The 24,210-nt window shown below is 47.3% G+C and carries 22 protein-coding genes; 3 read left to right on the top strand and 19 right to left on the bottom strand.

Annotation, left to right across the window (positions count from 1 at the left end; translation table 11 throughout):
* Nucleotides 1-68 precede the first annotated feature (68 nt).
* The 7 genes from DW769_RS06445 to DW769_RS06415 form a co-directional block, all read right to left on the bottom strand.
* Nucleotides 69-2,609, bottom strand: a complete 2,541-nt coding sequence (locus tag DW769_RS06445; RefSeq protein ID WP_082424934.1) for an FtsK/SpoIIIE family DNA translocase — start codon at nucleotides 2,607-2,609, stop codon at nucleotides 69-71.
* A gap of 24 nt (nucleotides 2,610-2,633) precedes the next feature.
* Nucleotides 2,634-3,500: an undecaprenyl-diphosphate phosphatase gene (locus DW769_RS06440; RefSeq protein WP_055217979.1), complete on the bottom strand. Its 867-nt coding sequence runs from the start codon at nucleotides 3,498-3,500 to the stop codon at nucleotides 2,634-2,636.
* Nucleotides 3,501-3,621: 121 nt separating this feature from the next.
* Nucleotides 3,622-4,281 (bottom strand): ClpP family protease, encoded by a 660-nt coding sequence (locus DW769_RS06435; protein ID WP_022462570.1) that lies wholly within the window; start codon nucleotides 4,279-4,281, stop codon nucleotides 3,622-3,624.
* Between the two features lie 83 nt (nucleotides 4,282-4,364).
* Entirely contained in the window at nucleotides 4,365-5,093 is a 729-nt protein-coding gene (locus DW769_RS06430; RefSeq protein ID WP_022462571.1) for a YebC/PmpR family DNA-binding transcriptional regulator, read from the bottom strand.
* A 137-nt stretch (nucleotides 5,094-5,230) separates the two neighbouring features.
* A complete protein-coding gene (locus tag DW769_RS06425; RefSeq protein ID WP_022462572.1) occupies nucleotides 5,231-5,578 on the bottom strand; it encodes a type II toxin-antitoxin system PemK/MazF family toxin in 348 nt (115 codons plus the stop codon).
* Between the two features lie 192 nt (nucleotides 5,579-5,770).
* Nucleotides 5,771-7,279: an NAD(P)H-hydrate dehydratase gene (locus DW769_RS06420; RefSeq protein ID WP_118750146.1), complete on the bottom strand. Its 1,509-nt coding sequence runs from the start codon at nucleotides 7,277-7,279 to the stop codon at nucleotides 5,771-5,773.
* A gap of 89 nt (nucleotides 7,280-7,368) precedes the next feature.
* Nucleotides 7,369-8,025: a redox-sensing transcriptional repressor Rex gene (locus tag DW769_RS06415; protein ID WP_022462574.1), complete on the bottom strand. Its 657-nt coding sequence runs from the start codon at nucleotides 8,023-8,025 to the stop codon at nucleotides 7,369-7,371.
* A 154-nt stretch (nucleotides 8,026-8,179) separates the two neighbouring features.
* On the opposite strand from DW769_RS06415, the gene DW769_RS06410 reads away from it, so the two are divergent.
* On the top strand, nucleotides 8,180-10,105 hold the full coding sequence (locus DW769_RS06410) for an ABC-F family ATP-binding cassette domain-containing protein (RefSeq protein ID WP_118750145.1): 1,926 nt from the start codon (nucleotides 8,180-8,182) through the stop codon (nucleotides 10,103-10,105).
* A 98-nt stretch (nucleotides 10,106-10,203) separates the two neighbouring features.
* On the opposite strand, the gene DW769_RS06405 is transcribed toward DW769_RS06410, so the two are convergent.
* The 4 genes from DW769_RS06405 to DW769_RS06390 all read right to left on the bottom strand — a co-directional run bounded on the left by DW769_RS06405 (nucleotide 10,204) and on the right by DW769_RS06390 (nucleotide 14,272).
* Complete coding sequence (locus tag DW769_RS06405; RefSeq protein ID WP_055217983.1) at nucleotides 10,204-11,406, bottom strand: NADP-dependent isocitrate dehydrogenase; 1,203 nt, start codon at nucleotides 11,404-11,406, stop codon at nucleotides 10,204-10,206.
* 165 nt (nucleotides 11,407-11,571) lie between these two features.
* The gene (locus tag DW769_RS06400) at nucleotides 11,572-12,417 is read right to left on the bottom strand and encodes a S8 family peptidase (RefSeq protein WP_117508976.1); all 846 of its coding nucleotides are present in this window, start codon (nucleotides 12,415-12,417) and stop codon (nucleotides 11,572-11,574) included.
* Between the two features lie 88 nt (nucleotides 12,418-12,505).
* The gene (locus DW769_RS06395) at nucleotides 12,506-12,790 is read right to left on the bottom strand and encodes a hypothetical protein (protein ID WP_117508977.1); all 285 of its coding nucleotides are present in this window, start codon (nucleotides 12,788-12,790) and stop codon (nucleotides 12,506-12,508) included.
* 114 nt (nucleotides 12,791-12,904) lie between these two features.
* Nucleotides 12,905-14,272 (bottom strand): MATE family efflux transporter, encoded by a 1,368-nt coding sequence (locus DW769_RS06390; RefSeq protein WP_117508978.1) that lies wholly within the window; start codon nucleotides 14,270-14,272, stop codon nucleotides 12,905-12,907.
* Between the two features lie 123 nt (nucleotides 14,273-14,395).
* Between DW769_RS06390 and DW769_RS06385 the strand changes: the two genes are divergently transcribed.
* Nucleotides 14,396-15,283 carry a LysR family transcriptional regulator gene (locus DW769_RS06385; protein ID WP_117508979.1) on the top strand — a complete coding sequence of 296 codons (888 nt, stop codon included), beginning with the start codon at nucleotides 14,396-14,398 and terminating at the stop codon, nucleotides 15,281-15,283.
* On the opposite strand, the gene DW769_RS06380 is transcribed toward DW769_RS06385, so the two are convergent.
* The 3 genes from DW769_RS06380 to DW769_RS06370 all read right to left on the bottom strand — a co-directional run bounded on the left by DW769_RS06380 (nucleotide 15,252) and on the right by DW769_RS06370 (nucleotide 18,800).
* On the bottom strand, nucleotides 15,252-15,746 hold the full coding sequence (locus DW769_RS06380; RefSeq protein ID WP_055267834.1) for a GNAT family N-acetyltransferase: 495 nt from the start codon (nucleotides 15,744-15,746) through the stop codon (nucleotides 15,252-15,254). The genes DW769_RS06385 and DW769_RS06380 overlap by 32 nt on opposite strands.
* 78 nt (nucleotides 15,747-15,824) lie before the next feature.
* Nucleotides 15,825-17,048 (bottom strand): M28 family metallopeptidase, encoded by a 1,224-nt coding sequence (locus DW769_RS06375; protein WP_055227880.1) that lies wholly within the window; start codon nucleotides 17,046-17,048, stop codon nucleotides 15,825-15,827.
* Between the two features lie 144 nt (nucleotides 17,049-17,192).
* The gene (locus DW769_RS06370; protein WP_055227879.1) at nucleotides 17,193-18,800 is read right to left on the bottom strand and encodes a spermidine synthase; all 1,608 of its coding nucleotides are present in this window, start codon (nucleotides 18,798-18,800) and stop codon (nucleotides 17,193-17,195) included.
* 51 nt (nucleotides 18,801-18,851) lie between these two features.
* Between DW769_RS06370 and DW769_RS17410 the strand changes: the two genes are divergently transcribed.
* Entirely contained in the window at nucleotides 18,852-18,926 is a 75-nt protein-coding gene (locus DW769_RS17410; RefSeq protein WP_442857707.1) for a DUF6783 domain-containing protein, read from the top strand.
* Nucleotides 18,927-18,964: 38 nt separating this feature from the next.
* Here the strand turns inward: DW769_RS17410 and DW769_RS16805 are convergent, their stop codons facing one another.
* The 5 genes from DW769_RS16805 to DW769_RS06345 form a co-directional block, all read right to left on the bottom strand.
* Nucleotides 18,965-19,228, bottom strand: a complete 264-nt coding sequence (locus tag DW769_RS16805; RefSeq protein WP_227093461.1) for a hypothetical protein — start codon at nucleotides 19,226-19,228, stop codon at nucleotides 18,965-18,967.
* 155 nt (nucleotides 19,229-19,383) lie between these two features.
* Entirely contained in the window at nucleotides 19,384-19,917 is a 534-nt protein-coding gene (locus tag DW769_RS16800) for a hypothetical protein (protein ID WP_227093459.1), read from the bottom strand.
* A gap of 105 nt (nucleotides 19,918-20,022) precedes the next feature.
* Nucleotides 20,023-21,603: an ATP-binding cassette domain-containing protein gene (locus tag DW769_RS06360; protein ID WP_118750144.1), complete on the bottom strand. Its 1,581-nt coding sequence runs from the start codon at nucleotides 21,601-21,603 to the stop codon at nucleotides 20,023-20,025.
* A gap of 475 nt (nucleotides 21,604-22,078) precedes the next feature.
* Complete coding sequence (locus DW769_RS06355) at nucleotides 22,079-22,750, bottom strand: DUF1638 domain-containing protein (RefSeq protein WP_055227877.1); 672 nt, start codon at nucleotides 22,748-22,750, stop codon at nucleotides 22,079-22,081.
* A gap of 988 nt (nucleotides 22,751-23,738) precedes the next feature.
* Nucleotides 23,739-24,210, bottom strand: a 472-nt coding sequence (locus DW769_RS06345; protein WP_147398853.1) for an RNA-guided endonuclease TnpB family protein, incomplete at its 5' end; no start/stop codon positions are given.

Here is a 24,210-nt window from a genome sequence, read left to right as displayed (position 1 = left end):
GCGCATTTTATGTTAATACTTTATCACGTTTCCGGTTATTTGTAAACAACGGACAACATCTTTTCCCATCATCCGTGTTCCTCCAGATAATTTTCGAACTGTTCCATGGACATCAGAACTTTTCTCGGCTTGGTTCCTTCCTCCGGTCCTACGACACCGGCATCCGCGAGCTGATCCATGATTCTGGCCGCGCGGTTGAAACCGATTTTCAGCACTCTCTGGAGCATGCCGATCGATGCCTTATCTTTTTCGATGATAAATTTTCCGGCTTCCACGAAGTAATTATCGCGGTTATCTCCGCCGCCTGCGGCAGAACCGCCATCCAGGCTTACGGTGTGAATCCGTTTTTCGATATCCGGATCATAAGCGTTCTCGCCGTAGTGATCTTTTAAGTAGGCAACGACATCGCTGACCTCTTTATCCGAAACAAAGGATCCCTGCAGACGGGCCGGTTTCTGGTAATCCTGCGGCTTGTAGAGCATATCGCCTTTTCCAAGCAGTTTTTCCGCACCTCCCATGTCGAGGATCGTACGGGAATCTACGCTGGAAGAAACCGAGAATGCAATACGGGACGGCATATTTGCCTTGATAAGACCAGTGATGACATTGACGGAAGGTCTCTGTGTTGCAATAATCAGATGGATGCCGGCCGCACGGGCAAGCTGTGCCAGACGGCAGATCGCATCCTCCACTTCTCCCGGCGCAACCATCATCAGGTCGGCAAGCTCATCCACGATAATGACGATCTGCGGCAGTTTTTCCGGTTTTTTGCCGTTTTCATCCGGCGGCAGCTCGGCAACTTTTGCATTGTAGCCTTTCATATCGCGCACGTTGAATTCCGCAAATTTGTTATAACGGTCTGTCATCTCCGCAACCGCCCAGTTCAGAGCTCCGGAAGCCTTTTTCGGGTCTGTGACAACAGGAATAAAAAGGTGCGGAATGCCGTTATAAACAGAAAGCTCAACGACCTTCGGGTCGATCATGATCAGTTTGACGTCTTCCGGTTTTGCCTTATAAATAATACTCATAATCAGTGTGTTGATGCAGACCGATTTACCGGAACCGGTCGCACCGGCGATCAGAAGATGAGGCATTTTCGCGATATCTGCGATGACCGGCTGACCGGCGATGTCTTTTCCGACAGCAAAGGCCAGATTCGAAGAAAAGTTCTTAAACTCCGGTGTTTCAAGAAGATCACGCAGCATCACGGCCGTGTTCGTCTTATTTGGAACCTCGATTCCGACTGCGGATTTTCCCGGGATCGGTGCCTCAATGCGGACATCTGCTGCTGCAAGACTCAGCTTGATATCGTCGGTCAATCCGACAATCCGGCTTACTTTCACGCCCTGTTCCGGCATCAGCTCATACCGTGTGACGGTCGGTCCGCAGCTTACGTTATTGACTGTAACTTTGACACCGAAGCTGTCCAGCGTCTCCTCCAGTTTCCGCGCTACTTCCCGCAAATGCGCATCGGAATCGCCCATGGCACCGCGCATCCCTTTTTTCAGAAGATTCATCGGCGGTGTTTTGTACTCCGGCCGCTTTTCCTCTGCTTTTTTCCCGATTTCCTGACGAATGCCGTCTATATCCGCCTCGATCTCTTCACAGGAAGACCGCGGATTTCTCGTATGATCCGCAGACGTTTTCTCTTTTTTCGCCTCTTCTGCAGCTTGCCGTGTCATCTCCGGTCCTGTCTTTTCCGGCTCTTCAGCCGGCACAGAACCACGGTGAATCGAAAGCTCCGGCATCTCCATCTGATGGGTATCGTCGTTTTCGTTTAAATCAGCCTTCGATTCCACATGAGAAAGAAGGCGGGATTTCTTTTTCTTCCCGGCTTTTTTCGGTTCCTCCACTGGCTCAAGAATCAGCTCTTTTCCTTCCTCTTCCTCCATCGCAGCTTGGCGCGCCAGACGCTCCTGGCGGCGCTCCTCCGCCATCCGGCGGTGGTCATTCGTCTTTTCATGGATCGGCGCGAGAATCGGCTTCTGCGTCATCACGATCACGGAAATCACGATGGCGATCACAATAATCACCCACGCGCCGATCTGGCCGAATCCCATGCCGAGAATTTTCACGACAGACCCTCCTAAGATTCCTCCGCCGAGATGATCGTAGGCGCTGTCAAAATAGTAATCCAGAAATGTCGTATCTCTCGTATAGCCGGACGCCAGAAGCTGCATAAAAGCGCAGAAAAAGACGAAACAGCTGATCGCTCCCCCGGTTTTCCGCACAATTAAAAAGTTCTGTCTGTTTGCTATGTAAAATGCTGTTCCAAAGAAGATCAGAACCGGTGCTGCCCACTCTGTCACGCCGAAAAGGCCGAAAAAGAAGTCGCAGACAGCCTGTCCGATCACGCCGCCCATACCGAAATTACTGAGCATCAGCAGAATCGAAACAGCAAGCACGGAAAGCAGAATAATTTCTGCGCGCACTCCCTCGTCCATCGGCTCACGGACTGTGTTTTTCCTTGTGCCGGAGGTACGTTTTGCGGTACTGCTCTTTTTCACCGTTGTTTTTCTGGCCGTTGTTTGGGTCTGTTTCTTTTTTGCTGTTCCGGAAGCAGAAGTTTTTTTCTTTGTCTTCCCGCTTCCCTTTGTTGTATTTGCCATGCAGAACTTCTCCCCTTTCTCGTATTACAGCAGAAAATATCCTGCAATGGAGAATGTCCCGACAAGAAGACAGTACAAAGCAAAATATTTCAGTTTCCGTTTTTTCACCACACGCATCAGAATGCGGATCGTAAAGTAACCGGCAAGTGCCGCCATGAAAACGCCGACCAGATATACCGGATGAAAAACAATTTTATTTTTTCCCATGGTCGCAAGTTCAACGATCGTTGCCCCGATAATCGCCGGAACACTCACAATCAGAGAGTATTTCACAGCGTACGAACGGGTCATGCCGCCGATCACACACGCAGAAATAGTCGAACCAAGACGGGAAAGACCCGGAATCGTGGAAAAGCCTTGGAAGAATCCGGCAATCAGTGCATCTTTCGGCTTTAAATTTTTCTGCGTTTTTTCTCCCTCCGGAAGCATATCTGCCACCACAAGCAGAATCGCCGTCAGATACAGACCAACGCCAGGTGCCAGCAGATTCGAGGAGGTCAGTGTGACAAGGCTCTGAATCATACCGCCGATTACAGCAGTCGGGATGGTGGTCAGAATCAGCAGGAAAGCAAGCATACGGTAGTTGCTGCCGAGCACCTTCCGGTACTGCTTTCCCTCCTGATGCTGACTGGAAAAGTGTTCCTTTAAATTATGAAACAGATCGATTATGATTCCGCACAACGCGAGGAAGAGACGTTTCCATTCCTTCGAAAATGTGAGCAGAATTGCAATCATGGAGCCAAAGTGCAAAAGCACATTGAAAAACACCGTCTGCGTATCTTCGATCTTCATAAAGTGACGGAAGATAATCAGATGTGCGGAGCTGCTGATCGGCAGGAATTCCGTGATTCCCTGGATCAGACCCAGAAATAAAGCTTCTATTACTGTCATTTTTTTATCCTGTTCCCTTATTTTTCTCTTTTGTGAAAGTCCGGACAAAACTTCCGTTCGAATTTTCACAGCGAACTCATTCTAACACAAAATCCCCTGAAACACAAGCCGCGCCGTGAAGTCAATTTTCTGTCCCTGCTGCCTTTTTCATCAGCTCATTCAGCTTTTCGAGCGCGCGGGCAATGCCGCCGACCTCGTCGATCAGGCCTTCTTCCACTGCCTGCGGGCCGTCCAGCATTGTTCCGACATCCTTGACCAGCATTTTCGTATCGAGCATCAGCTCCTCGAGCCGTTCCTTGGTGATTTTAGAATGGGCCGATACAAAACCTGTGATCCGATCCTGCGTCTTTTCCATATTACGGTACGTCTGTGCAACACCGATGAACATGCCGTTTGTACGCACCGGGTGAATGACCATGGTGGCACTCGGCACGATCAGCGAATAGTCTGCTGCAACTGCGAGCGGGACACCGATCGAATGACCGCCCCCTAAAACGAGCGATACCGCAGGCTTTCGCATGGACGCAATCATCTCTGCAATTGCAAGACCGGCCTCCACATCTCCGCCTACGGTATTCAGGAGAATCAGAAGACCATCAATACTTTTGTCCTCCTCGGCACGGGCAAGAGCAGGGAGAATGTGCTCATAGCGCGTCGCTTTCGTGCGCTCGCCGAGTGATTCATGCCCCTCCACCTCGCCGATGATGGACAGCAGATAAATGTTGGTCTTCAGTTCTACAATATTTTCTTTTTCTGTCTGGTTTTTCTGTGATTCTGCCATACGGATTTCCTCTTTTCTGCTATTCCAAAATAGCTTCATCAGTATGCGCAGATTCTTATGATTCTATGTAATTTCCAGCGAAATTACTCGTCCAGATTGGTGTATACGTACTGTACGTCGTCGTCGTCATCCAGCAGATCCAGGGTACGGTTCAGATCTTTTAATGCCTGCGGATCGGTCAGCTCTACGTAGGTCTGTGGGATCATGGTAACGTCTGCCTCTGCCATGGCGATACCGTCTTTCTCCAGAGCCTCACGTACTGCGGAGAAGTCATCCGGATCGGTAATGATTTCGTAGCTGTCCTCTTCGTCTGCGAAGTCTTCTGCGCCTGCATCCAGAGCAAGCATCATCAGATCGTCAGCATCCATTTCGCACTCTTCTTTGTCGATGATGATCTGGCCTTTTTTGTCGAACATGTAGGATACGCATCCCGGTGTTCCAACGCTTCCGTTTCCTTTGGTGAAAGCGCTTCTTACGTTTGCTGCGGTACGGTTCTTGTTGTCGGTCAGAGTCTCTACGATGATCGCGATACCATTCGGGCCATAACCTTCGTAGGTGATACGCTCGTAGTTGTCTGCGTTTGCATCTCCGGCAGCTTTTTTAATACCGCGGTCGATGGTATCGTTCGGCATGTTGTTTGCTTTTGCTTTTGCGATAACGTCACGCAGCTTGCTGTTGTTTGCCGGATCCGGTCCGCCCTCTTTGACAGCGATTACGATCTCACGGCCGATGATGGTAAAGATTTTACCTTTTTTTGCGTCGTTTTTTTCTTTCTTATGCTTAATATTGGCAAATTTTGAATGTCCTGACATACCTCTTTTGTCTCCTTTATTTAAAGTATTACTTTTCTGTAAAAAGGTTTCCCCGAAAAACGGCAGAAGCCCATATAATATAGAATATAGCACGATCTTTCTCATTCGTCAACCGTGAACCGCGCCAAAAATACCCCTTATGTAGGCAGATCCAGGCTGATTTTCAGTGCTTCGTTCACAAGGGCCAGCTGTTCCGGCGTCAGATGACAGATTTTATCTTTCAGCCTTCTCTTATCGATCGTCCGAAGCTGTTCCAGTAAAATAACAGAATCCCGTACAATCCCATAGGCGGACGCTTCGATCTCAATGTGCGTCGGCAGCTTCGCCTTATTCATCCTCGATGTAATCGCCGCACAGATCACCGTCGGACTGTGCCGGTTGCCGATGTCATTCTGAATGATCAGCACCGGACGGACACCGCCCTGCTCACTTCCCACAACGGGCCGCAGGTCGGCATAATATACATCGCCACGCTTGATTACCACTTGTGCTCACTCTCCGATTCTTTCCGTTTTGCTTTCCCATACGATAACGATCCGGCGTTTTACGCCTTTTAAAATCGTTTCCATGTATTTAATATTGCCTGTTTTTCCGGAGGTATTCACAAATTTCATCCGGCGCTTCAAAAAAGTCCGCCCGGAGTCCTTTTGGGAACCCGTGATTCTGATCTGCTTTGCTCAGATTGACTGCAATCCTCTGATAATCTCGGATGCTGTTACATAGGAAGCACTGCTTTTTTCTTCCGCAGCCTCTCCCGCCTTTCCATGCGCATATGCCGCCAGTGCCGCTGTTTTGGCAAGGCTGATTTTTTTCTCGTTTTTTTCACACTGACGTTTTGCTGCAAAGGCGCCTGTGATTCCCGCGAGCACATCGCCGCTTCCCGCCGTCGCAAGCGCACTGCTTCCGCTTGTGTTTATGTAATACTGCTCACGCCCTTCCTCTGCTGTCACGGTTACGGAATCCTTTCGTACACAGCAGGCCTGGTATTTTTCGGCTGCCCTTCCGGCGCTTCCTGCCGGGTCACGCTGGCATTCTGCAATGGTCATGTGCAGCAGCCGTGCAAGCTCTCCTACATGAGGCGTTAAAATTTTTTCTGCCCGGCAGCCCGAAAGAATCTCTGCATCTTCTGCAATCAGGTTCAGCGCATCTGCATCCAGAACAAGAGGAACTTCTGTGTGCTGCACCGTAAAAACGAGCAGTTCTTTTGCCGTCCGGCTTTTGGAAAGTCCCGGTCCCGCAACAACAGCGTCCGCCCAGGCGAGATCCTGCAGCAGGGCTTCTTCCGGAAGCGGCTCATCCTCCTTCCAGAAATCCGCCATTGCTTCCGGCAGGGCACAGAAAAGCGGCGTACGGTTTCTTTCCTCTGTCACAACCTTTACCATGCCGGCACCGGATGCAAGGACTGCCCTGGCACACAAAACAGCGGCTCCGCACATGGCACCGGAACCGGCAAGTACCAGCACCTTTCCGAAGGTTCCCTTATTTCCCATCGGCGTGCGGGTAAGAAACCGGTCCAGATCTTCTTTTTCCACTGAACCGTACCAGGGCGTCTCCTCTTCTCCTGCATCAAAGCCGATTCCGATATCACGGACCAGGACCTCTCCGGCATATCGTTTTCCGGGATCAAAGAGAAGCCCTGGCTTTGCACAGGCAAATGTCACCGTGGCTCTGGCTTTCACCGCCGCATCAAGGACCTCTCCGGTATCCGTGTGGATCCCCGAAGGGATGTCCACGGCAAGAACAGGAACACCGCTTGCGCAGATTGCTTCCACTGCCCTCCGGTACTCCCCTGCCAGCGGACGGGATACGCCAATTCCAAAGATGGCATCTATGATAACAGTATATTCCCGGAAATCCGGATTCTTAACCTCACGGACCCCATAATTTTCCGCAATTTTCTTCTGTGCTCTCATGCCTTCACTGTATTTTTCCGGATTTCCAAGACAGAACAGTTCCGCATCCACCCCTTTCGTCTTTAAAATCCGTGCAATTGCCGCACCGTCCCCTCCATTATTTCCGGGACCGCACACAGCAAGGACTTTTCCTGTATCCCATGTTCCATTTTGAAGCTCCTCCACGCAGGACAGCGCTGCGCGCTCCATCAGTACCAGGGACGGTACCCCCATGGTTTCGATCGCATTGCGGTCTGCCTGCTTCATCTGTGCTGCTGTAAGAATCCGTTTCATCGCTTTTCCTCCTTTTCCTGCCTTATCCGGAAAATGAACAGAAAAAGTCTCCGGTTTCCCGAAGACTCTCCTGCTTTTGTTTTGGTTTCTTAATTGTTCTTTGGATGCTCCGCCTCATATCTGGTCAGATTGTAGGAGAGACGCATCAGACTTTCGGAAAGATGGACGTTCTCGACGATCACATCTTTCGGAAGTTTTAAGTTTAGATCGGTATGTGCAAAATTCCAGATTGCTTTTACACCGTTGTCCACGAGAATCTCTGCCATCTCTACCGCTTTTGCTTTTGGCAGTGTCAAAGCCGCAATCTCTACATGGTGTTCCTTGATAAATTCCGGAAGCTCGTCCGCCATGCGGATTTCAATTCCGCGCACGGAGATTCCTTTTAATACCGGGTTGACGTCAAAAATACCGACCGTTTTGAATCCGCTTCTTTCAAAGGCCGCATAATTGGCAAGCGCCTGTCCCAGATTTCCGGCTCCGACAAAAATCATATTGTGGACTCTGTCCAGACCTAAGATTTTTCCAATCTCGCTGTACAGATACCGCACGTTATAACCATACCCCTGCTGGCCGAAGCCGCCGAAATTATTTAAATCCTGGCGAATCTGGGAAGCTGTCACTTTCATCCGCTCGCTCAGCTCACCGGAAGAGATCCGTTCTACTCCGTCCTCCAGCAATTCGCCCAGGTAACGATAATATCTAGGAAGTCTTTTGATAACTGCCCGCGAAATTCCTTTTTCTTCCAAGATAAATTCCTCCTTATTTACACCTGCATATATTCATATTATATATGGTTGATAGAAAATTGTCAAAGATTTCTTGAAATTTTGTGTATTACTCTCTATAATAAGGATGGTGTATTATGTCAAAATACAGAAATATGTTATCTGGAGGAACCACATGATTCTTGCATGTCAGAATATCTCGAAAGCATTCGGGACAACGGAAATTATCAAAAATGCATCTTTTCATATAGAAGAACGCGAAAAAGCCGCACTGGTCGGCATCAACGGCGCCGGAAAATCGACGCTGTTAAAAATCATCATCGGCGAAATGAGGGCCGATGAGGGAGAGGTCATCCTCTCCAAAGGAAAGACGATGGGCTATCTCGCCCAGCATCAGGATCTGACCGGGCACCTTTCCATTTACCAGGAAGTGCTGACCGCGAAACAGAATCTGATCGATATGGAGGAACGCCTCCGTCAGATGGAAAGTGATATGAAGACAAAATCCGGTGCAGAGCTGGATGAACTTCTTTCCACCTACACCCGCCTCTCCCACACGTTTGAGCTGGAAAACGGATACGCGTACCGTAGTGAGGTCGTCGGTGTCTTAAAAGGTCTTGGCTTTGCCGAGAGCGATTTTGAAAAACAGGTGGACTCCCTCTCCGGCGGTCAGAAGACCCGCGTGGCACTTGGTAAACTGCTGCTCACCAAACCGGACATCATTCTGCTCGACGAGCCGACCAACCACCTCGATATGGACTCGATCTCCTGGCTCGAAACGTATCTTTTAAATTACAGCGGAGCCGTCCTGATCGTCTCCCATGACCGTTACTTTCTCGACCGCGTTGTCACAAAAGTCGTTGAAGTGGACAATAAAAAAGTAACAACTTTTGAGGGAAACTATACCGCCTACAGTCAGAAAAAAGCAATGCTCCGTGAAGCCGCTTACCATGCCTGGGTCAACCAGCAGCAGGAAATCCACCATCAGGAAGAAGTCATTGCAAAGCTGAAATCTTTCAACCGCGAGAAATCCATCAAACGCGCCGAGAGCCGTGAAAAAATGCTGGACAAAATGGATGTGCTGGAAAAGCCGACCGAAGTACGCTCCGATATGCGGATCCGTCTGGAACCGCGCATCACAAGCGGAAACGATGTGCTGACCGTCGAGCACCTCTCCAAAGCCTTCCCGGGACAGACGCTTTTCCAGGATCTGAATTTCGAAATCAAGCGCGGGGAGCGCGTCGCAATCATCGGAAACAACGGAACGGGAAAAACGACGATCTTAAAGATCTTAAACGAAGTCATCCGCCCGGATGCCGGCTCTTTTACACTTGGAAGCCGTGTACAGATCGGTTACTACGATCAGGAGCATCAGGTGCTCCACATGGAAAAGACCATTTTCCAGGAGATTTCCGACGCGTATCCGTATCTGACAAACACCGAAATCCGAAATGTGCTGGCCGCCTTCCTGTTTACAAACGACGATGTCTTCCAACCGATTCATACCTTGAGCGGCGGTGAGCGCGGACGAATTTCTCTTGCCAAGCTGATGCTCTCGAACGCCAACTTCCTGATCCTCGACGAGCCGACCAACCACCTCGATATCGTATCAAAGGAGATTCTGGAAAACGCGCTGAAGGATTACACTGGAACGGTACTGTACGTTTCCCACGACCGTTACTTTATCAATCAGACTGCAACCCGGATTCTGGAGCTGACGGGACAAACACTCGTCAACTATATCGGAAATTACGATTACTATCTGGAGAAAAAAGAAGAGCTGACCCGCATCTATGCTCCTGCTGCCGATGCCGCCGCTCCGGAAGAAACAGCGGCTCCTTCCGAAGCCTCCTCCACAAAGCTGGACTGGAAAGCGCAGAAAGAAGAACAGGCACGTCTCCGCAAGAAAGAAAACGAGCTGAAAAAGACGGAGAAACGAATTGAAGAGCTTGAGACACGCGATTCGGAAATTGATGAGGAAATGTCGAAACCGGAAGTCGCAACGAATGTGGCAGAGTGTGTGAAATTAAGCAAAGAGAAAGCAGAGATTGCCGCGGAACTCGAAGAGCTGTATGAAAAATGGGAAGAGCTTGCCGAATAGGCCTGGTTTTCCCCGGAAAATTCAAAACAGAAAAAGCCAGTCCGGCGCATCCCTTTTTGCGGGAATGCCGGATCGGCTTTCTTTTTTGCTTCGTTTAATTATTTCTCCAGCTCCTCGCGGATGGCCAGGATGAAATCACGGCTGTTTAATACGGTCGGATTTTCCATGGTGGTGATCAGCGCAAGGTCTTTTGTCATTTTTCCGCTCTCGATCGTTGCGATCGTTGCTTTTTCCAGACGGTCTGCAAATGCGGAAAGTTCTGCGTTTCCATCCATTTCCCCGCGTTTTCTGAGTGCGCCGGTCCATGCAAAAATGGTGGCCACGGAGTTGGTGGATGTCTCCTCACCTTTTAAGTGACGGTAATAGTGGCGCTGTACGGTTCCGTGCGCAGCCTCGTACTCGTAATATCCGTGCGGGGATACGAGAACAGAAGTCATCATCGCAAGGGAACCGAAGGCGGAGGATACCATGTCGCTCATGACATCGCCGTCGTAGTTCTTGCAGGCCCAGATAAAGCCGCCCTCTGCTTTCATGATGCGGGCAACGGCGTCGTCGATCAGAGTGTAGAAGTAGGTAATGCCTGCTTCTGCAAATTTCTCTTTGTACTCTGCATCGAAGATCTCCTGGAAGATATCCTTGAAGCGGTGATCATACTTCTTGGAAATCGTATCCTTGCTTGCAAACCACAGATCCTGTTTCGTGGACAGTGCGTACTCGAAACAGCTTCTCGCAAAGCTTTCTATGGAGTTATCCAGATTGTGCATGCCCTGAATGACACCGGCGCCGGTGAAGTTGTGGATCAGCTCTCTTGTCTCGGTGCCGTCCTCAGCCGTATAAACCAGCTCTGCTTTTCCCGGTCCCGGAATGCGCATTTCTGCATTTTTATAGACATCTCCGTATGCATGACGGGCAATCGTGATCGGTTTTTTCCAGTTGCGCACGCACGGCTCGATGCCTTTTACGACAATCGGGGTACGGAAAACGGTTCCGTCGAGCATGGCACGGATCGTTCCGTTCGGGCTCTTCCACATTTCTTTCAGATTGTACTCGGTCATACGCGCTGCATTCGGCGTAATGGTGGCACATTTGACTGCTACACCGTATTTCTTGGTAGCGTTTGCGGAATCTACGGTTACCTGATCGTTCGTCTCGTTTCTGTGTTCCAGTCCCAGATCGTAATATTCCGTTTTCAGGTCAATAAACGGGAGAAGCAGCTCATCTTTGATCATTTTCCAGAGAATTCTGGTCATCTCATCTCCATCCATCTCTACCAGAGGAGTGGTCATCTGAATTTTTTCCATAGTAGGCCTCCTTTTTCTATTCCCGTTTATTGTATAAAGTATCCTATAGCTTGTCAAGTCAAAATTCGCCTGATTTTTTGGCATTTTCCCATAAATTCACACAATTTTTGCAGGATGAGAGGTGTTTTCCTTCATTTTTCTTTTTTTATGCTGCCGCACAGTGTCTCACAGAAGAGACAGAAAACGGTCTGTTTGAAGCATCCCATGCCCCTGACGGTTGCGCGGAAGGCCAAGGTCTCTCGCCGATTCGCAAAGCAGCATTTTCGCCTGGACATTTGTAAGATCCGGAACCCGTTCAAGTGCCAAAGCCACGGCTCCGGACACCCGCGGTGCCGCCATCGAGGTGCCGCTCTTCACCACATATTCCTTCCTGCTTCTTCCAGGCGCGCAGGAAATGAGACGTTTTCCAGGCGCGACAAGATCCGGTTTGCAGACGCAGTCCCGTGTCGGGCCGCATCCGGAGATTCCTCTTCTTGGCTCCAGCAGATCGCCCGCTCCCACGGTGATCACTTTTCTGCTGTTCCCCGGCGCCGTAATACTGCCCGGAGCGGGCCCCAGATTTCCGGCCGCTGTCACAACAGTGATCCCGTCATCCCAGGCGCGCTCCACCGCCTGTACTAGCAGATCATCCACCGTTTTTTCCTGCTCTGTTGTTCCCACTGAAATATTTAAAATGCGGATATTAAGTCTTATTCGCTCTTTGCACACCCAGTCAATCGCCGCGAGGATATCCTGCTTTCTTCCATTTCCCCTTCGGTCCAGAATCTTCACTACGACAAACCGGCATCCCGGTGCCGCACCCTGGTATTTTCCGCCGGACGCTCTTCCACTTCCGCCAAGGATACCACAGACATGCGTTCCGTGTCCATTGTCATCGTAAGGCGTCTCCCGCCCGTACACAAGATCCCGGAAGGCTACAATCCGGCCGTCAAAATCCATATGGGGAAAAATCCCTGTATCCAGCACGGCGGCTGTAATTCCTTTTCCTGTCAGATTTTCCTGCTCTTTCATCCATAAGCCCCTGTGTATTCTTATCTTATGGTATGCAAAAAAGGCTGCCTTTCGCAAAGAACAGCCTTTTTGTTTTTCTTTTCTATACTTAAAACTGAATCTGCTTTTCCCCTTTCCGTTTCCAGAGAGCTGCTGCAAGCGGGATGCCGCAGAGCTCAGCCAGGACAAAGGCGCCCCATATCAGATTCAGGTTTCCAAATCCTTTGAGAAGAAATGCAAACACCAGCGGCAGAATCGCCTGGCGTGTCATGGATATGTACATACTTTCTTTTCCAAGGGAAAGTCCCTGCAACGCCGCCTGATAGATCAGGCCTGGAATCGAAAGCAGATAGGCCACTGCCAGAATGCGGAGCGCCGGGACTCCAATGCGCATCAGATTGTCCGAGGCATCATATTGTATGTATGGCAATAAAAAACAGGAAGATATCTGCCAAAACCGTTTCGGTAAAGATCTTCCTGTCCTTTTTTCAGAAACTTTTCAAAAACATTACTTCTGCTGCTCCATTCGCTTCAATTCCGGCAGAACCAGAATCAGCATGGTGATAAAGCAGAGACTTCCGCCGATTACGTTTGATACCGGTTCGGCAAGGAATACACCGTCCGTTCCCATGTGGAGTACGTACGGCATCAGATAGGTGAGCGGTACAACAATGAAGACTTTTCGGAGCAGTGAGAAAAAGATCGCCTGTTTCTTTTTATTCAGAGATTTGAATACGGTCTGTCCAATGTACTGCAGATCCATGAAAATGAATGCTGCAAAGTACTGCTTCAGAGCCGGAACCGCATCTGCGGTCAGTACCGCATCCGAACTGAAAATACCGATCAGCGCATGCGGCGCCAGAACAATCACGCTCCACATCACTGCGGTATAGCCGAGGATCATCGCACTCATGACACACATCGCCTTGCGCACGCGGGCCGGACGGCGTGCACCGTAATTATAGCTCAAAATTGGAGAAGTTCCCTCATTCATTGCATAGATCGGTGTCTCGACGAGCTGACGCACGCTCGATACGATCGTCATAACAGAGATGTAAATATCACCGCCGGTCACAGAAAGTACATTGTTGCAGCAGATCGTGACAAGGCTGTTGGTCAGCTGCATGATAAATCCGGCGGTACCGAGACTGACAATATTTTTCGCATAGCCTGCACACTCAGAAATTTCATCTTTCCGCACAAAGCGCACTTTCAGTTCCGATTTCCGGGTCAGGAAATACAGAACGAACACGGCGGAAAGTGTCTGGGAAATCACAGTTGCAATCGCAGCCCCCTGCACACCAAAACCAAATACAAAGATAAACAGCGGGTCAAGCAGCAGGTTTGCGACCGCTCCGATCGTGACGGAAAGCATGCCAACGGTCGAATAGCCCTGCGCGTTGATGAACGGGTTCATGCCGGTTGCCACCATCGACGGCAAAGTTCCGATCAGATAAATCATCATATAAGGATACGCGTATACCATCGCATCTGCCGATGCACCGAACAGCGACAGCAGTGGACGAGCAAACAAAAAGCCGATCACCATCAGTATGACAGCACAGACACATACCATGGAATACGACGTATTCATAATACGTTCCGCCTTTTTTTGATCATTCTTTCCACTCTCAATCGAAAACAGCGGAGCGCCGCCGCTTCCAAACAAGTTGCTGAATGCTGTGATGATAACGATCAGCGGAAAGCACAGACCGACTGCACCGAGTGCCGCCGTTCCTACCTCCGGGATCCGCGCGATGTAGACGCGGTCTACAATATTGTACAGCAGACTCAAAATCTGAGCAACCAGCATCGGGAGCGCTGCCCCGAAGATGTTTCCGGTTACGGTTCCATGTTCGAAATCAATTCGTTTCATTTGTTCCCTCATTCCCTTCTTTTTCACTTGCTTTTCAGTATAGCATGGCGTATTCTATATGTAAATTATTGTTTTTATATTGAAATTGAATAATTTTTATATAGTTTTTTCAGGAGGATTTTTATGGAACTTCGACAACTCGAATACTTCCGCGCCATCGTGGACGCGGGAACCATCAGCGGGGCGGCACGGGTGCTGCATATGACACAGCCGCCGTTAAGTTATCAGATCAAAATGCTGGAGGAAGAGCTTCAGGTGCCTCTTCTCATCCGCGGTACAAAGAAAATCACCCTGACCGAGGCAGGAAAAACACTGTATGAACAGGCAGGAACGCTTCTGATGCTTGCGGATCTCACCAGGCGCGAAGTCGTAAAATCCAGTCAGTCTGCGACACTCCACATCGGCATGACGCCATCCACCGTTTCGCTGCTCGCCGACTATCTCCTGCGATTTTCCCGGAAATACCCGCACATCCATTTTGATGTCCACGAGGGTTCTACCTTTGCTTTAAAAGACCAGCTCGAAAATCACATGGTGGATCTCACCACGCTCCGCACGCCAATCGTTTTAAATGGTTGCGAGACGAAGACCCTTTTAAAAGAGAGCATCACCGCCATGGCACTCCCTTCTCACCCGCTTTTTGCCGGGCGTGAAACCCTTTCGCTTACGGAACTTGCCGAGCAGCCGCTGATTCTGTCGAACCGCTACCGGAAATACATGCTCTCCGCTTTCGAGCAGGCGGGTCTGTTCTGCGATATCTATCTCACCTGCGAGGACGCCCGCACGGCAATGACAATGGCAGAAAAAGGCCTTGGCATCGCTCTTCTGCCGGCCTCCATGCTGAATCTTACCCATAAATTAAAGGCCTGCACCATCACAGATGCAGACCTTACAACCGAAATCCTGCTTGCCTGGCGCAAGGGGCGCCTTCCGTCTGAACTTCGGGCTTTTCTGGAATTGTGGGATGAAAATGACTCCCTCAATAATCAAATTCATGTTCCCCAACCGTAATCGTCTGCGTCAGTTTTTCATTCAGATACGGTTTACGAATCTCAATTAGATTCAGAACGGTGTAACCACGCTTTCCCAAAAATTCAATCATCCTGTGGTTATTGGGATGGACATAGTTGTAAACCGTATCGTTTCCATAAGAAGCTGCAATTTCTTCTGCCTTGCCATGCAGTGCGGCAGCAACTCCCTGCCGGCGGTACTCTTCTCTGACAAAGATGGATTCCACCCACACCACCTCGCTCTCAATACGACAGACAACATAACCTGCGTATTCGCCATGCACCGTGGCGGCAAACACTGGAAATCCTGCTAAAAGGTATTCCTTCATTTCTTCCCGTCCGTCTTCCACGTTCGGTTTTGATGCAATTCCTTTATAGGAACGCAGTTCTACTCGAAACAGCGCAACCATTTCTGCAAGGGCATCGTTTACCTGCCTGATTTCTACCAGTTCTATTTTTTTCATGGTTTCTCTCTCCTGCCACTGTCGTTCTTTTTCCTATTTGCAATTCGTCTCGCTGCTCATATCCGTGATCGAAGTATATCAGGCTTCTTTTCTCTTGCGAAACAAATATTCATCCAATTGTTTCCGAATCGTTTCCGGTATTTCTCTTGCCACCGGGCAGACCGCTGCGTTTGCGAATCTTCCGGTAAATACTGTCAGGAAATCAATATCTTTTTGCAGCTGCTCCATCGACATCACATCTTTGACATCGTAGCGGCAGTGAATCGGGGCGACATTTCCGTTGGCAATACGCGCAAACGAAACAGCCGGAACCCCATGATCGGCAAATGGTGTGGAATCACTGGAATAGACGCCGTTTTCTGCCGCAATTGGAAATCCAACTTCTGCAGCCATATAGCTGATGTAATGGGTAAGCTTTTCTTCTGCCGATACACAGGCGATAAATTTTCCCATATACGTTCCGATCATGTCCAGATTGATGTTCAGTACTGTTTGTCTCAGTTCTTTTTCATGATCTCTGACATACGCTTTTGATCCTAAAAGTCCTCTTTCTTCGCTTCCGCAGAATACAAACCGAAGACCATAATTCAGCTCTTTCCCTTTCATCTGCTCCATGATTCCAAGAAGCCCTGCGCATCCGCTCATGTTGTCATATGCACCATGCGAAAGCGATGTCGTATCATAATGCGCGCTTAAAACGATCCATTCTTCTCTTTTTCCCGGCAATTCTGCAATCACATTATGGGATTCTCCATCGTATTCCTTCTGCCGGATTTCCAGACGGATCTGTTTTACTTTATTTTTCACAAGTTCTACTGCCTGTGCGGAGTGAATCATAGCGCAGAGCACTTTCTTTTCCTCTCCGACAACGGCTTCCCGAAGATCTCTCTGATCAATGTCTGTATGTGGGTAATAGCTGTTTCCATATTGGAACAGAATCGCTTTCGCGCCTGCTTTCATCAAATCCTGGTACGCAAAAAATCCGATTCCCTGCGTATCCATCAGCACAATTTTATCTTTTGCACCGGCAACGGAAACCGGATCGGTTCCCGGCATATAGTAGAGTTCGCCTTCCACGCTTCCGCTTCCGCAGCATGTGAGCGCTTTGCATGGAATTCCCATCCCGTCTGCATACAAATGTGCCTCTTCGATTTCGCCCATTGCAACGCGGAAACTTTCCAGTTCTGCCGGGACTCCTAATGTCTCGCACTGCTCCTTTAAATAATTTGCAACCTGCAATTCTTCTTTTGTGCCGCTTGCATGCACAAAATCTGTCTGGTCAAAAATAGATTGTAATTTCATTATATTTACCTTCCCTTTCTTCCTTTAGTCAAGCGGATATTCGCAATCCGCTTTCGCTACTTGCTCATAACCAAAATCGAAATCCCATTTGTAAGCGCAAGCCAGATTTTCATGATTTACGCTTTTCCATGTTGCGCCCAAATATCAGAGAGACTCCATCAACCCTTTGATTCCCCGTTCTTTATAGATATCTTTATAGTATTGGACCTCATCTTTAATCAATTCATCGATCACCTGCATGCCAAGCAGTTCCACCGGCGCCTGGTCATCTGTGAGGATATAATTTCCTTTTTGATATTCTGTAAGATTTGAAGCAACTTCCTGCATCATATTTTTCAGATTTGCATTTGTAAGTTCGCCTGTATGCTTCGTCAGATTCTTTCCGATGTCCGGATCGTCCGACGCAAAGAGTTCCCGGTTGGATGATCCCGCCACATCGACGATAACCTCGGTAGTAAAGACACTTCCAATCGTATCTGAAAGGTACTGATTGATGTTTCCCTCTTTCGTTCCTCGCATATTCATATTTACCACCATGACGCCATCGTCCTTCAGATGCGATTTCACCAGCGCAAAGAACTCTTTCGAGGACATCTGGAATGGAATTGTGATGTCCTGATATGCATCAACCATAATCACATCATATGCTTTCTGCGAGGCGTTTAAAAACGCTCTTCCATCGTAAGTAGTCACCGGAACATCCTCTGAGAGTGAGAAATATTTCCGAGAGAGATCCGTGATCTTCTCATCAATTTCTACGCCTTCGATATTCATGTCCCCAAAATATTTCCTGCACTGTGTGGCGTAGGTTCCCGTACCCATGCCAAGGATCAGCACATCCATCTGATCTGTCGGCTTGTCTTTGAGCATAAGCGGCGCCGCCATCGCATAATCATAGTACATTCCGGTCAGTTCATCCTGCTTCATATAGACAGACTGTACGCCAAACAGAACATTGGTAGACAATGCTACTCTCTCATCATTTTCGTACACCTGAAGATAGTTGTATACAGACTCTCCCTCATATGTCAGGTTGTTTTCCCAGAATGCGAAGGAATCGGAATAACCTGTTCCACAGCAGAACGCGAAAATAAGTACCGATGCAATCACTTTCTTTTTCCCTGCTTTTTCCATCACAAAATACACGATGGATAACGCAAGTAAAATTCCCGCAAAGATCAGAAAAGTGATCGATGTTCCAACCGCAGGGATCGTAACAAACGTCGGCACAAAGGTACCAATAATGCTGCCGATCGTATTGAATGCTCCCAGTGTTCCCACCGTTTTTCCGTTATCATCCAGATTGCTCACCGAATATTTGACCAGCGACGGAGTTACCGTACCCAGTAAAAATAACGGGAACACAAAAATTACCATACAGGCCACAAACGCAGCCAGGATCAGAAAATTGTTATTTACGGAAAAAATCAGAACCGCAGAAATGCCAACAATGATATATTTTCCGACCACGGGAATTAACGCAATCCATAAAGCAGCTACGATGATACGTCCATAGAGCTTGTCCGGATTGGGCGACTTGTCCGCCGTTCTGCCTCCATAGATATTTCCCAGTGCCATAGCAATCATGATGGTTCCGATGATGATCGTCCATACAATCTGTGAAGAACTAAAATACGGGGCAAGCAGCCTGCTCGCACCAAGTTCTACCGCCATCACAGACATTCCGGAAAAAAATTCTGTCAGATACAAAAATAACTTGTTTTTTAAGATGCCACGATTTTTTCTTTCCATGTCGACTCCTTTTTTATTTTATCTTTTTGCTGCCATCATGCCGGCAAAAGAGTGAAACATACCGCAAAATGGAACGCACAGAATGCGGAAATGATTTTTCAAACGCGCTCTACTATCATACCATAGACTTCTTTGGAATTTTGCAATATATTTTTCCATGACTCTTAATGTCCAAACAGCCATCCCATAATTTTTTCATCCCGACAGAACAGATAACCGCCTCCGTGCTGATAAGTCACTTTCGTTCCTGCAAAGTAATTTTTCTCTTTTATATCCAGTACCAGCAAATTGTCTATTTCGGATTTTGCTAAACCCTGCTCTGCATACAGCTCATATAAAATCTGATACGCTTCTTTAAACGGTTCTGATCCATAATATTCATCACTTTCGCCAATCACAAAATAGACCGGTGTTTTTGCCTCTGTCACCGGTTCATATACTCCATCCCATTTGGAGCTGCACATGAGCGCTGCAGTAAACAGTTCCGGCTTTTTTCCCAGGATCAGCGCCAGCGTTTCTCCTCCGCCGGAATAGCCGTTACTATATACTTTTCCGGATTGATCTTATAATTCTCAAGAAGATACTACGTCAGCTCGATTGCCTGATCCGCGGATGTCTCACCCCAGTCATTTAACTGCGGTGCTACGATAATTATCTCCGAATTGTATTTTTGTGCCTCAAAACCAAAATCCTCTGTCCTGATATTTTCCCCCACACCTTGAAAGTACAGTCCCTGATAGCCGGGCAGTGTTACATATAATGCATATTCTTTTGTTCCGTCATAAGAATCCGGAATATATACATTATAATGAATATCCCCCTCCTGCTCCGAATGCAGGACACAATCCAGGATAAATCCCCGGTATTTCTCACTTCCTATGGTAACATTTTCCACTTTTTCCGGTTCTGCTGCCCCTTCTGATGCTGCTGTTCTTTCTGTTTCTTCCAGCTCTGTCATTTCTTCTGTATCCTTTGAATCCTCTATCTGTTCAGATCCCGCTGCCGGAACATCCATATTCCTTTTTCCAGCGCTTTTAAAAAACTGTCTGGATAGCAGAAGCGATATAGCAAAAATAGCAAAGCAAACCGTAATCAGCATTATTTTTCTTTTTGTCATAATGTGAATTCCTCCTTTTTTTACTATTTTTAATCATAGCAAAACGAGACCTCCATAAGAAGTCTCGTTTTTTTTCAGTCATAACCTTTCCGTTTATTCTTCTGGTCAAAGCTCTACCACTTTCGTTGCCAGCTTTTTGGCAAACCTTGCATCATGCTCCACGATCAGCATCGTTGGCTGGAACTGCGCAATCAGTTTCTCAATCTGCATCCGTGAAAATACATCAATATAATTCAGCGGTTCATCCCACAGATAGAGATACGCAGGTGTTAAAAGGCTGGCAGCAATCAATACTTTTTTCTTCTGTCCCTCGGAAAATTCCTCCATGTTTTTTACAAACTGTTCTCTGTCCAGATCCAGGCTGCGCAACATGGAAAGGAGCATTGGCTCATCAATTTCCTGCTTTTTGGCAAATTCTTTCAGCGTTCCGGACAGATGCGAGGTATCCTGGTTGATATAGGAAATAACGAGATTTGAGGCAATCGAACAGGTACCCGTTGCCATTATATTTTCGCCGGAAAGATTTTCGCATCCGGACATCGTAATTTTCCGCTTTTCGATTCCGCCATTGGAAGAATTTTGCAGGTTCTGCGTCAGAATATACTTGATCAGGCTGGATTTTCCACAGCCATTTTTTCCTTTCAGAAAAACACGGTCTCCTTGTTTCAGTTCAAAATTCAATCCGGTGATCACATGTTCTTTTCCATCCCGATATTTTAAGGAAAAATCCCTGCATTCGATCAGCCGTTCTTTGTAATGGGAAAGCGGCATAATCTTTAAATCTTTTACCGTTTCGATATCTTTTAACAGCCCTTCCTTTTTCTCGATCTCCCGGTCCATTCTCTCCTCGTACGCTTTGACGCGCGACTGCATTTTCTTCGTCTTTGCTCCGATATACGATCGTGTCGATATCGATCTGTCATGTTCTTTGGCTGGATCATACCCAATCTTGGTATTTTCATTTTTTTCTGCCCAGCGCGAAGAACGGTCGGCGGCTGCCTTTAGTTTTCCAATTTCTTTTACATGTTTTTCATGTTCCATTCTGGCGAAGTTGTCTGCTTTTTCCTTATTTTCCCACCAGCTGGAAAAATTGCCGCTCTGCACTTCGATCGAGGCCCGGTTTAAAACCAGCACATGATCGATACAGGCGTCCAGCAGATCCCTGTCGTGGGATACCAGAATAAATCCTTTTTTTGACGCCAGATATTTTTTGATAATCTCTCTGGCGTCCTGATCCAAATGGTTGGTGGGTTCATCGATCAGCAGAAAATCATTTTCACCGGAAAAAAGGACTGCAAGCATGACCCTGGTCCGCTCCCCAAAGCTTAACGTACCAAATGGTCTGTACAAAAGTTCTGCGTCCATATCCACTTTTTCCAATTCACAAAGAACTCTCCAGCTCTCTACTCCCGCTTTCCAGTCTTCCATCAGCTCCGCTGCTGTCCGTTCCAGATCTTTTTGTTTCACCGGATACGGAAAATAATCGAAGACAACCGATCGGGTGATCGCTCCCTGGTATTCGTATTTTCCCAGGAGTAACTGAAGAAACGTTGTCTTTCCCTTTCCGTTTCTTCCCACAAAACTAAGCTTCCAGCTGGTGTCGATTGAAAACGATACATTTTCAAAGATTGTATCATAACTTCCTTCATACCCAAAGGTTAGATTACTGACATTGATCTGTGCCATAAAAACTCCCTTCTGCCTGTTTTTCTTTTTCTCACGGCATAAAAAATTCTGCCTAGAGTATTTAAAAAGCGAGCCCGCTTTGCGTACGCAAAACAGACCCGCATCCTAAACAGACACAGCGTGCATGGCACTGGTGTCGGAACATAACGAATCGTCTAAGTATCTAATTTAAGCGTACACAAAATAACCCGTTTCAAACAGGTCTTACCAAAATACAATTGTGTTTTCCAGCTTAAATTATTTCAGATACATTCCCTCACCTTTACACGTTCATGTTCTTTCTTTTTTCTATTCATGCTTTAAAGCGTCTTCGAAAAGCATTTTTCAAATATGCTCTATGCATAGTTGGACAATATCACAGATTTGCTGATCTGTCAATGCCAAACTAATTTCTCAGCATCTTTCCATTTTACATAAAAATAGTACAAGACCTTCCAAAAATGCCAGATCTCTGGGCTGGAACATCCTTTTCCACTCAGAAAAAATCCCCATGCCGGATCAAATGCCCGGGTTCAGCTACCAGAAACTGCTCATCCCATTCTCCCGACACCAGTTTTTCCAGGATTCGGTTACTTCCCTGCACATAGTCCAACGCTGCATGAATCATATCTGCATTTTTCTGCGCCTGCTCCGCATACGCAAGTTCATAACAATCATTATACCCGGTATCAATGATATCCAGAAAATAATACTGGTCAAACCACATGTGGAACAACGTTTCTTCATCTAGTCCCTGAAATTCCTTGGATGCTTTCCGATAATCTTTCAATAGTGATAACACAGAAAATTTTTCGGGCTCATCCTCATAAAGATACAGATGCCCGCTCTCCTTGCGGTTGGGGATGTACCGGTCATCTGTGGCTAAAAGCAGGGACACACAATCATCTACTCTTGGAATCACAGTCCTTACCTGTGCCCGCACCTGGTCCCAAACTCCTCCGCAAAATCCCATGGCAGCCAGAATCGTATCCGGCTTCCTTTTTCTTTTTTCCAGTTCCTGCCAGATCACCGTTTTCATAGTCGCCGGCTCTACGTGATAGATCCGGTCAATGACTATAATCGGATAATTGGTATGCATCTTCTCCTGTGCCCGTTTCACATAACGTTCCAGCGAACTGCAAGTCAAAATGACGGTTTCTTTTTCCATATTCGTGCTCCTCGTACAATATATAAAAATTGATTTATCTGCGTCGTTTACCGTAAGTTTTTCTTTCTATGTTATACTACAATAGTTTTGATGTTGGGGGCAAAACCATAAATAACTTTGTCCTCTATTTCTATAAAGAGTTTTCTGAAATTCAATGCTGCTATCTTGGAACCGAAAAAGAACTTGCCCCGCTGTTTCCCACGAGGTATCTTTTCCAAGTGGTAATTCTTGCGTATATTCGATGGAACAGTTTCCACTCCATTACGCAGCCTTGCATAATTTTTGAATTCTTTGCTATTCATGTTCCGTTGGATTTTCGCACGTTCATGCGCTGCTTTGGATGTTACTATTTTTGCAACCTTCTTAAAGATCTTCGGCTTGCATTGATCCTGCTACGGACAGTTGGCACACTGCTCATGCAGAAAGGAAACGGCACACTGATTGCTTGGTTTCATATAAGAACATGACATTTTCTCAAAAAAGATGACATTTTTATCGTCTAAAACCACAGATTTTTTTATAAAAAAGGTAACGTCTCTGAAATATCGCTTCATAAACGTTACCTTGACTTCTTAGCAAAAACAACAAGTCCAGACAGAATATTCTATTTTTTCAACAAAAAGGAATACACAAAACTCTGCGCATCCCCCATGCTGCTTGACTTTTTCCGTCTGGCAGCTTATAATCAAATCAGAAGCAATCAAGGATATTTCCGTGTCAGTGGTTGTACTTTCTGAAATAATTTAAATTATTACAAAAAAGCAACAAGAGACAAAGGCTATCCCCTACTGCCAATAGGGAATAGCCCTCTTGCTATTTGCGGTGGTTGTCTATGTAAGTTGACACTCCCCACAGCTAAAGCAGGGGGATTCCTGTTTCTTCCACCATTGCATTGGCAAATACCTTACGGTACTGCAATGTCTTACACGGTGTCCACAGGCTATATTTATACTGTTCCCGCATGCCCTGCGGTACAGTTTTCTTATCTTTATGCCGACTGCAGCTGCAGTCCTTTTTTCAAAATATTGATGCCTGCATTCGTATCCCGGTCATGAACTGCATGACACCCGGGGCACTCCCAGATACGAATGCGCAGATTTTTCACCAGCGGATTCCGATAGCCACAGGAACTGCAGGTCTGGCTGCTCGGATACATCGTTGGTACTTTGCGGATTTCATTTCCATACCACACAGCTTTATATTCCAGCATTTCAAAAAACTTTGCCCACGAAACACTGGCTATCGACTTTGCCAGTTTATGGTTCCGGATCATTCCCTTTACATGCAGGTCTTCGATGCAGATGGTTTGGTTTTCACACACCAGCATCGTTGACTGTTTCTGCAGGAAATCATTTCTTTGATTCGTTACTTTTTCATGTACTTTGGCAACTCGAATTCGCTGCTTATCCCGGTTATGGGATCCTTTCTCTCTTCGGGAAAGTCTGCGCTGTTCCCTTACA

Source organism: Blautia sp. AM29-29 (assembly GCF_003480555.1).
GTDB classification, from domain to species: Bacteria; Bacillota; Clostridia; order Lachnospirales; family Lachnospiraceae; genus Fusicatenibacter; species Fusicatenibacter saccharivorans.
Note: the sequence above shows the minus strand (reverse complement) of the source record. Positions and strands in the feature narration are given on the sequence as shown.

What these genes read in the sequence shown, in the direction of transcription:
- DW769_RS06390 (WP_117508978.1), bottom strand. Translation starts at nt 14,272, where the DNA reads ATGAAACGAATTGATTTCGAACATGGAACCGTAACCGGAAACATCTTC.
- DW769_RS06375 (WP_055227880.1), bottom strand. Translation starts at nt 17,048, where the DNA reads ATGAAATTACAATCTATTTTTGACCAGACAGATTTTGTGCATGCAAGC.
- DW769_RS06435 (WP_022462570.1), bottom strand. Translation starts at nt 4,281, where the DNA reads ATGGCAGAATCACAGAAAAACCAGACAGAAAAAGAAAATATTGTAGAA.
- DW769_RS06400 (WP_117508976.1), bottom strand. Translation starts at nt 12,417, where the DNA reads ATGAAAGAGCAGGAAAATCTGACAGGAAAAGGAATTACAGCCGCCGTG.
- DW769_RS06405 (WP_055217983.1), bottom strand. Translation starts at nt 11,406, where the DNA reads ATGGAAAAAATTCAGATGACCACTCCTCTGGTAGAGATGGATGGAGAT.
- DW769_RS06430 (WP_022462571.1), bottom strand. Translation starts at nt 5,093, where the DNA reads ATGTCAGGACATTCAAAATTTGCCAATATTAAGCATAAGAAAGAAAAA.
- DW769_RS06395 (WP_117508977.1), bottom strand. Translation starts at nt 12,790, where the DNA reads ATGCGCATTGGAGTCCCGGCGCTCCGCATTCTGGCAGTGGCCTATCTG.
- DW769_RS06420 (WP_118750146.1), bottom strand. Translation starts at nt 7,279, where the DNA reads ATGAAACGGATTCTTACAGCAGCACAGATGAAGCAGGCAGACCGCAAT.
- DW769_RS06355 (WP_055227877.1), bottom strand. Translation starts at nt 22,750, where the DNA reads ATGGAAAAAGAAACCGTCATTTTGACTTGCAGTTCGCTGGAACGTTAT.
- DW769_RS06440 (WP_055217979.1), bottom strand. Translation starts at nt 3,500, where the DNA reads ATGACAGTAATAGAAGCTTTATTTCTGGGTCTGATCCAGGGAATCACG.
- DW769_RS06410 (WP_118750145.1), top strand. Translation starts at nt 8,180, where the DNA reads ATGATTCTTGCATGTCAGAATATCTCGAAAGCATTCGGGACAACGGAA.
- DW769_RS06445 (WP_082424934.1), bottom strand. Translation starts at nt 2,609, where the DNA reads ATGGCAAATACAACAAAGGGAAGCGGGAAGACAAAGAAAAAAACTTCT.
- DW769_RS06385 (WP_117508979.1), top strand. Translation starts at nt 14,396, where the DNA reads ATGGAACTTCGACAACTCGAATACTTCCGCGCCATCGTGGACGCGGGA.
- DW769_RS06370 (WP_055227879.1), bottom strand. Translation starts at nt 18,800, where the DNA reads ATGGAAAGAAAAAATCGTGGCATCTTAAAAAACAAGTTATTTTTGTAT.
- DW769_RS06360 (WP_118750144.1), bottom strand. Translation starts at nt 21,603, where the DNA reads ATGGCACAGATCAATGTCAGTAATCTAACCTTTGGGTATGAAGGAAGT.
- DW769_RS06380 (WP_055267834.1), bottom strand. Translation starts at nt 15,746, where the DNA reads ATGAAAAAAATAGAACTGGTAGAAATCAGGCAGGTAAACGATGCCCTT.
- DW769_RS16800 (WP_227093459.1), bottom strand. Translation starts at nt 19,917, where the DNA reads ATGACAAAAAGAAAAATAATGCTGATTACGGTTTGCTTTGCTATTTTT.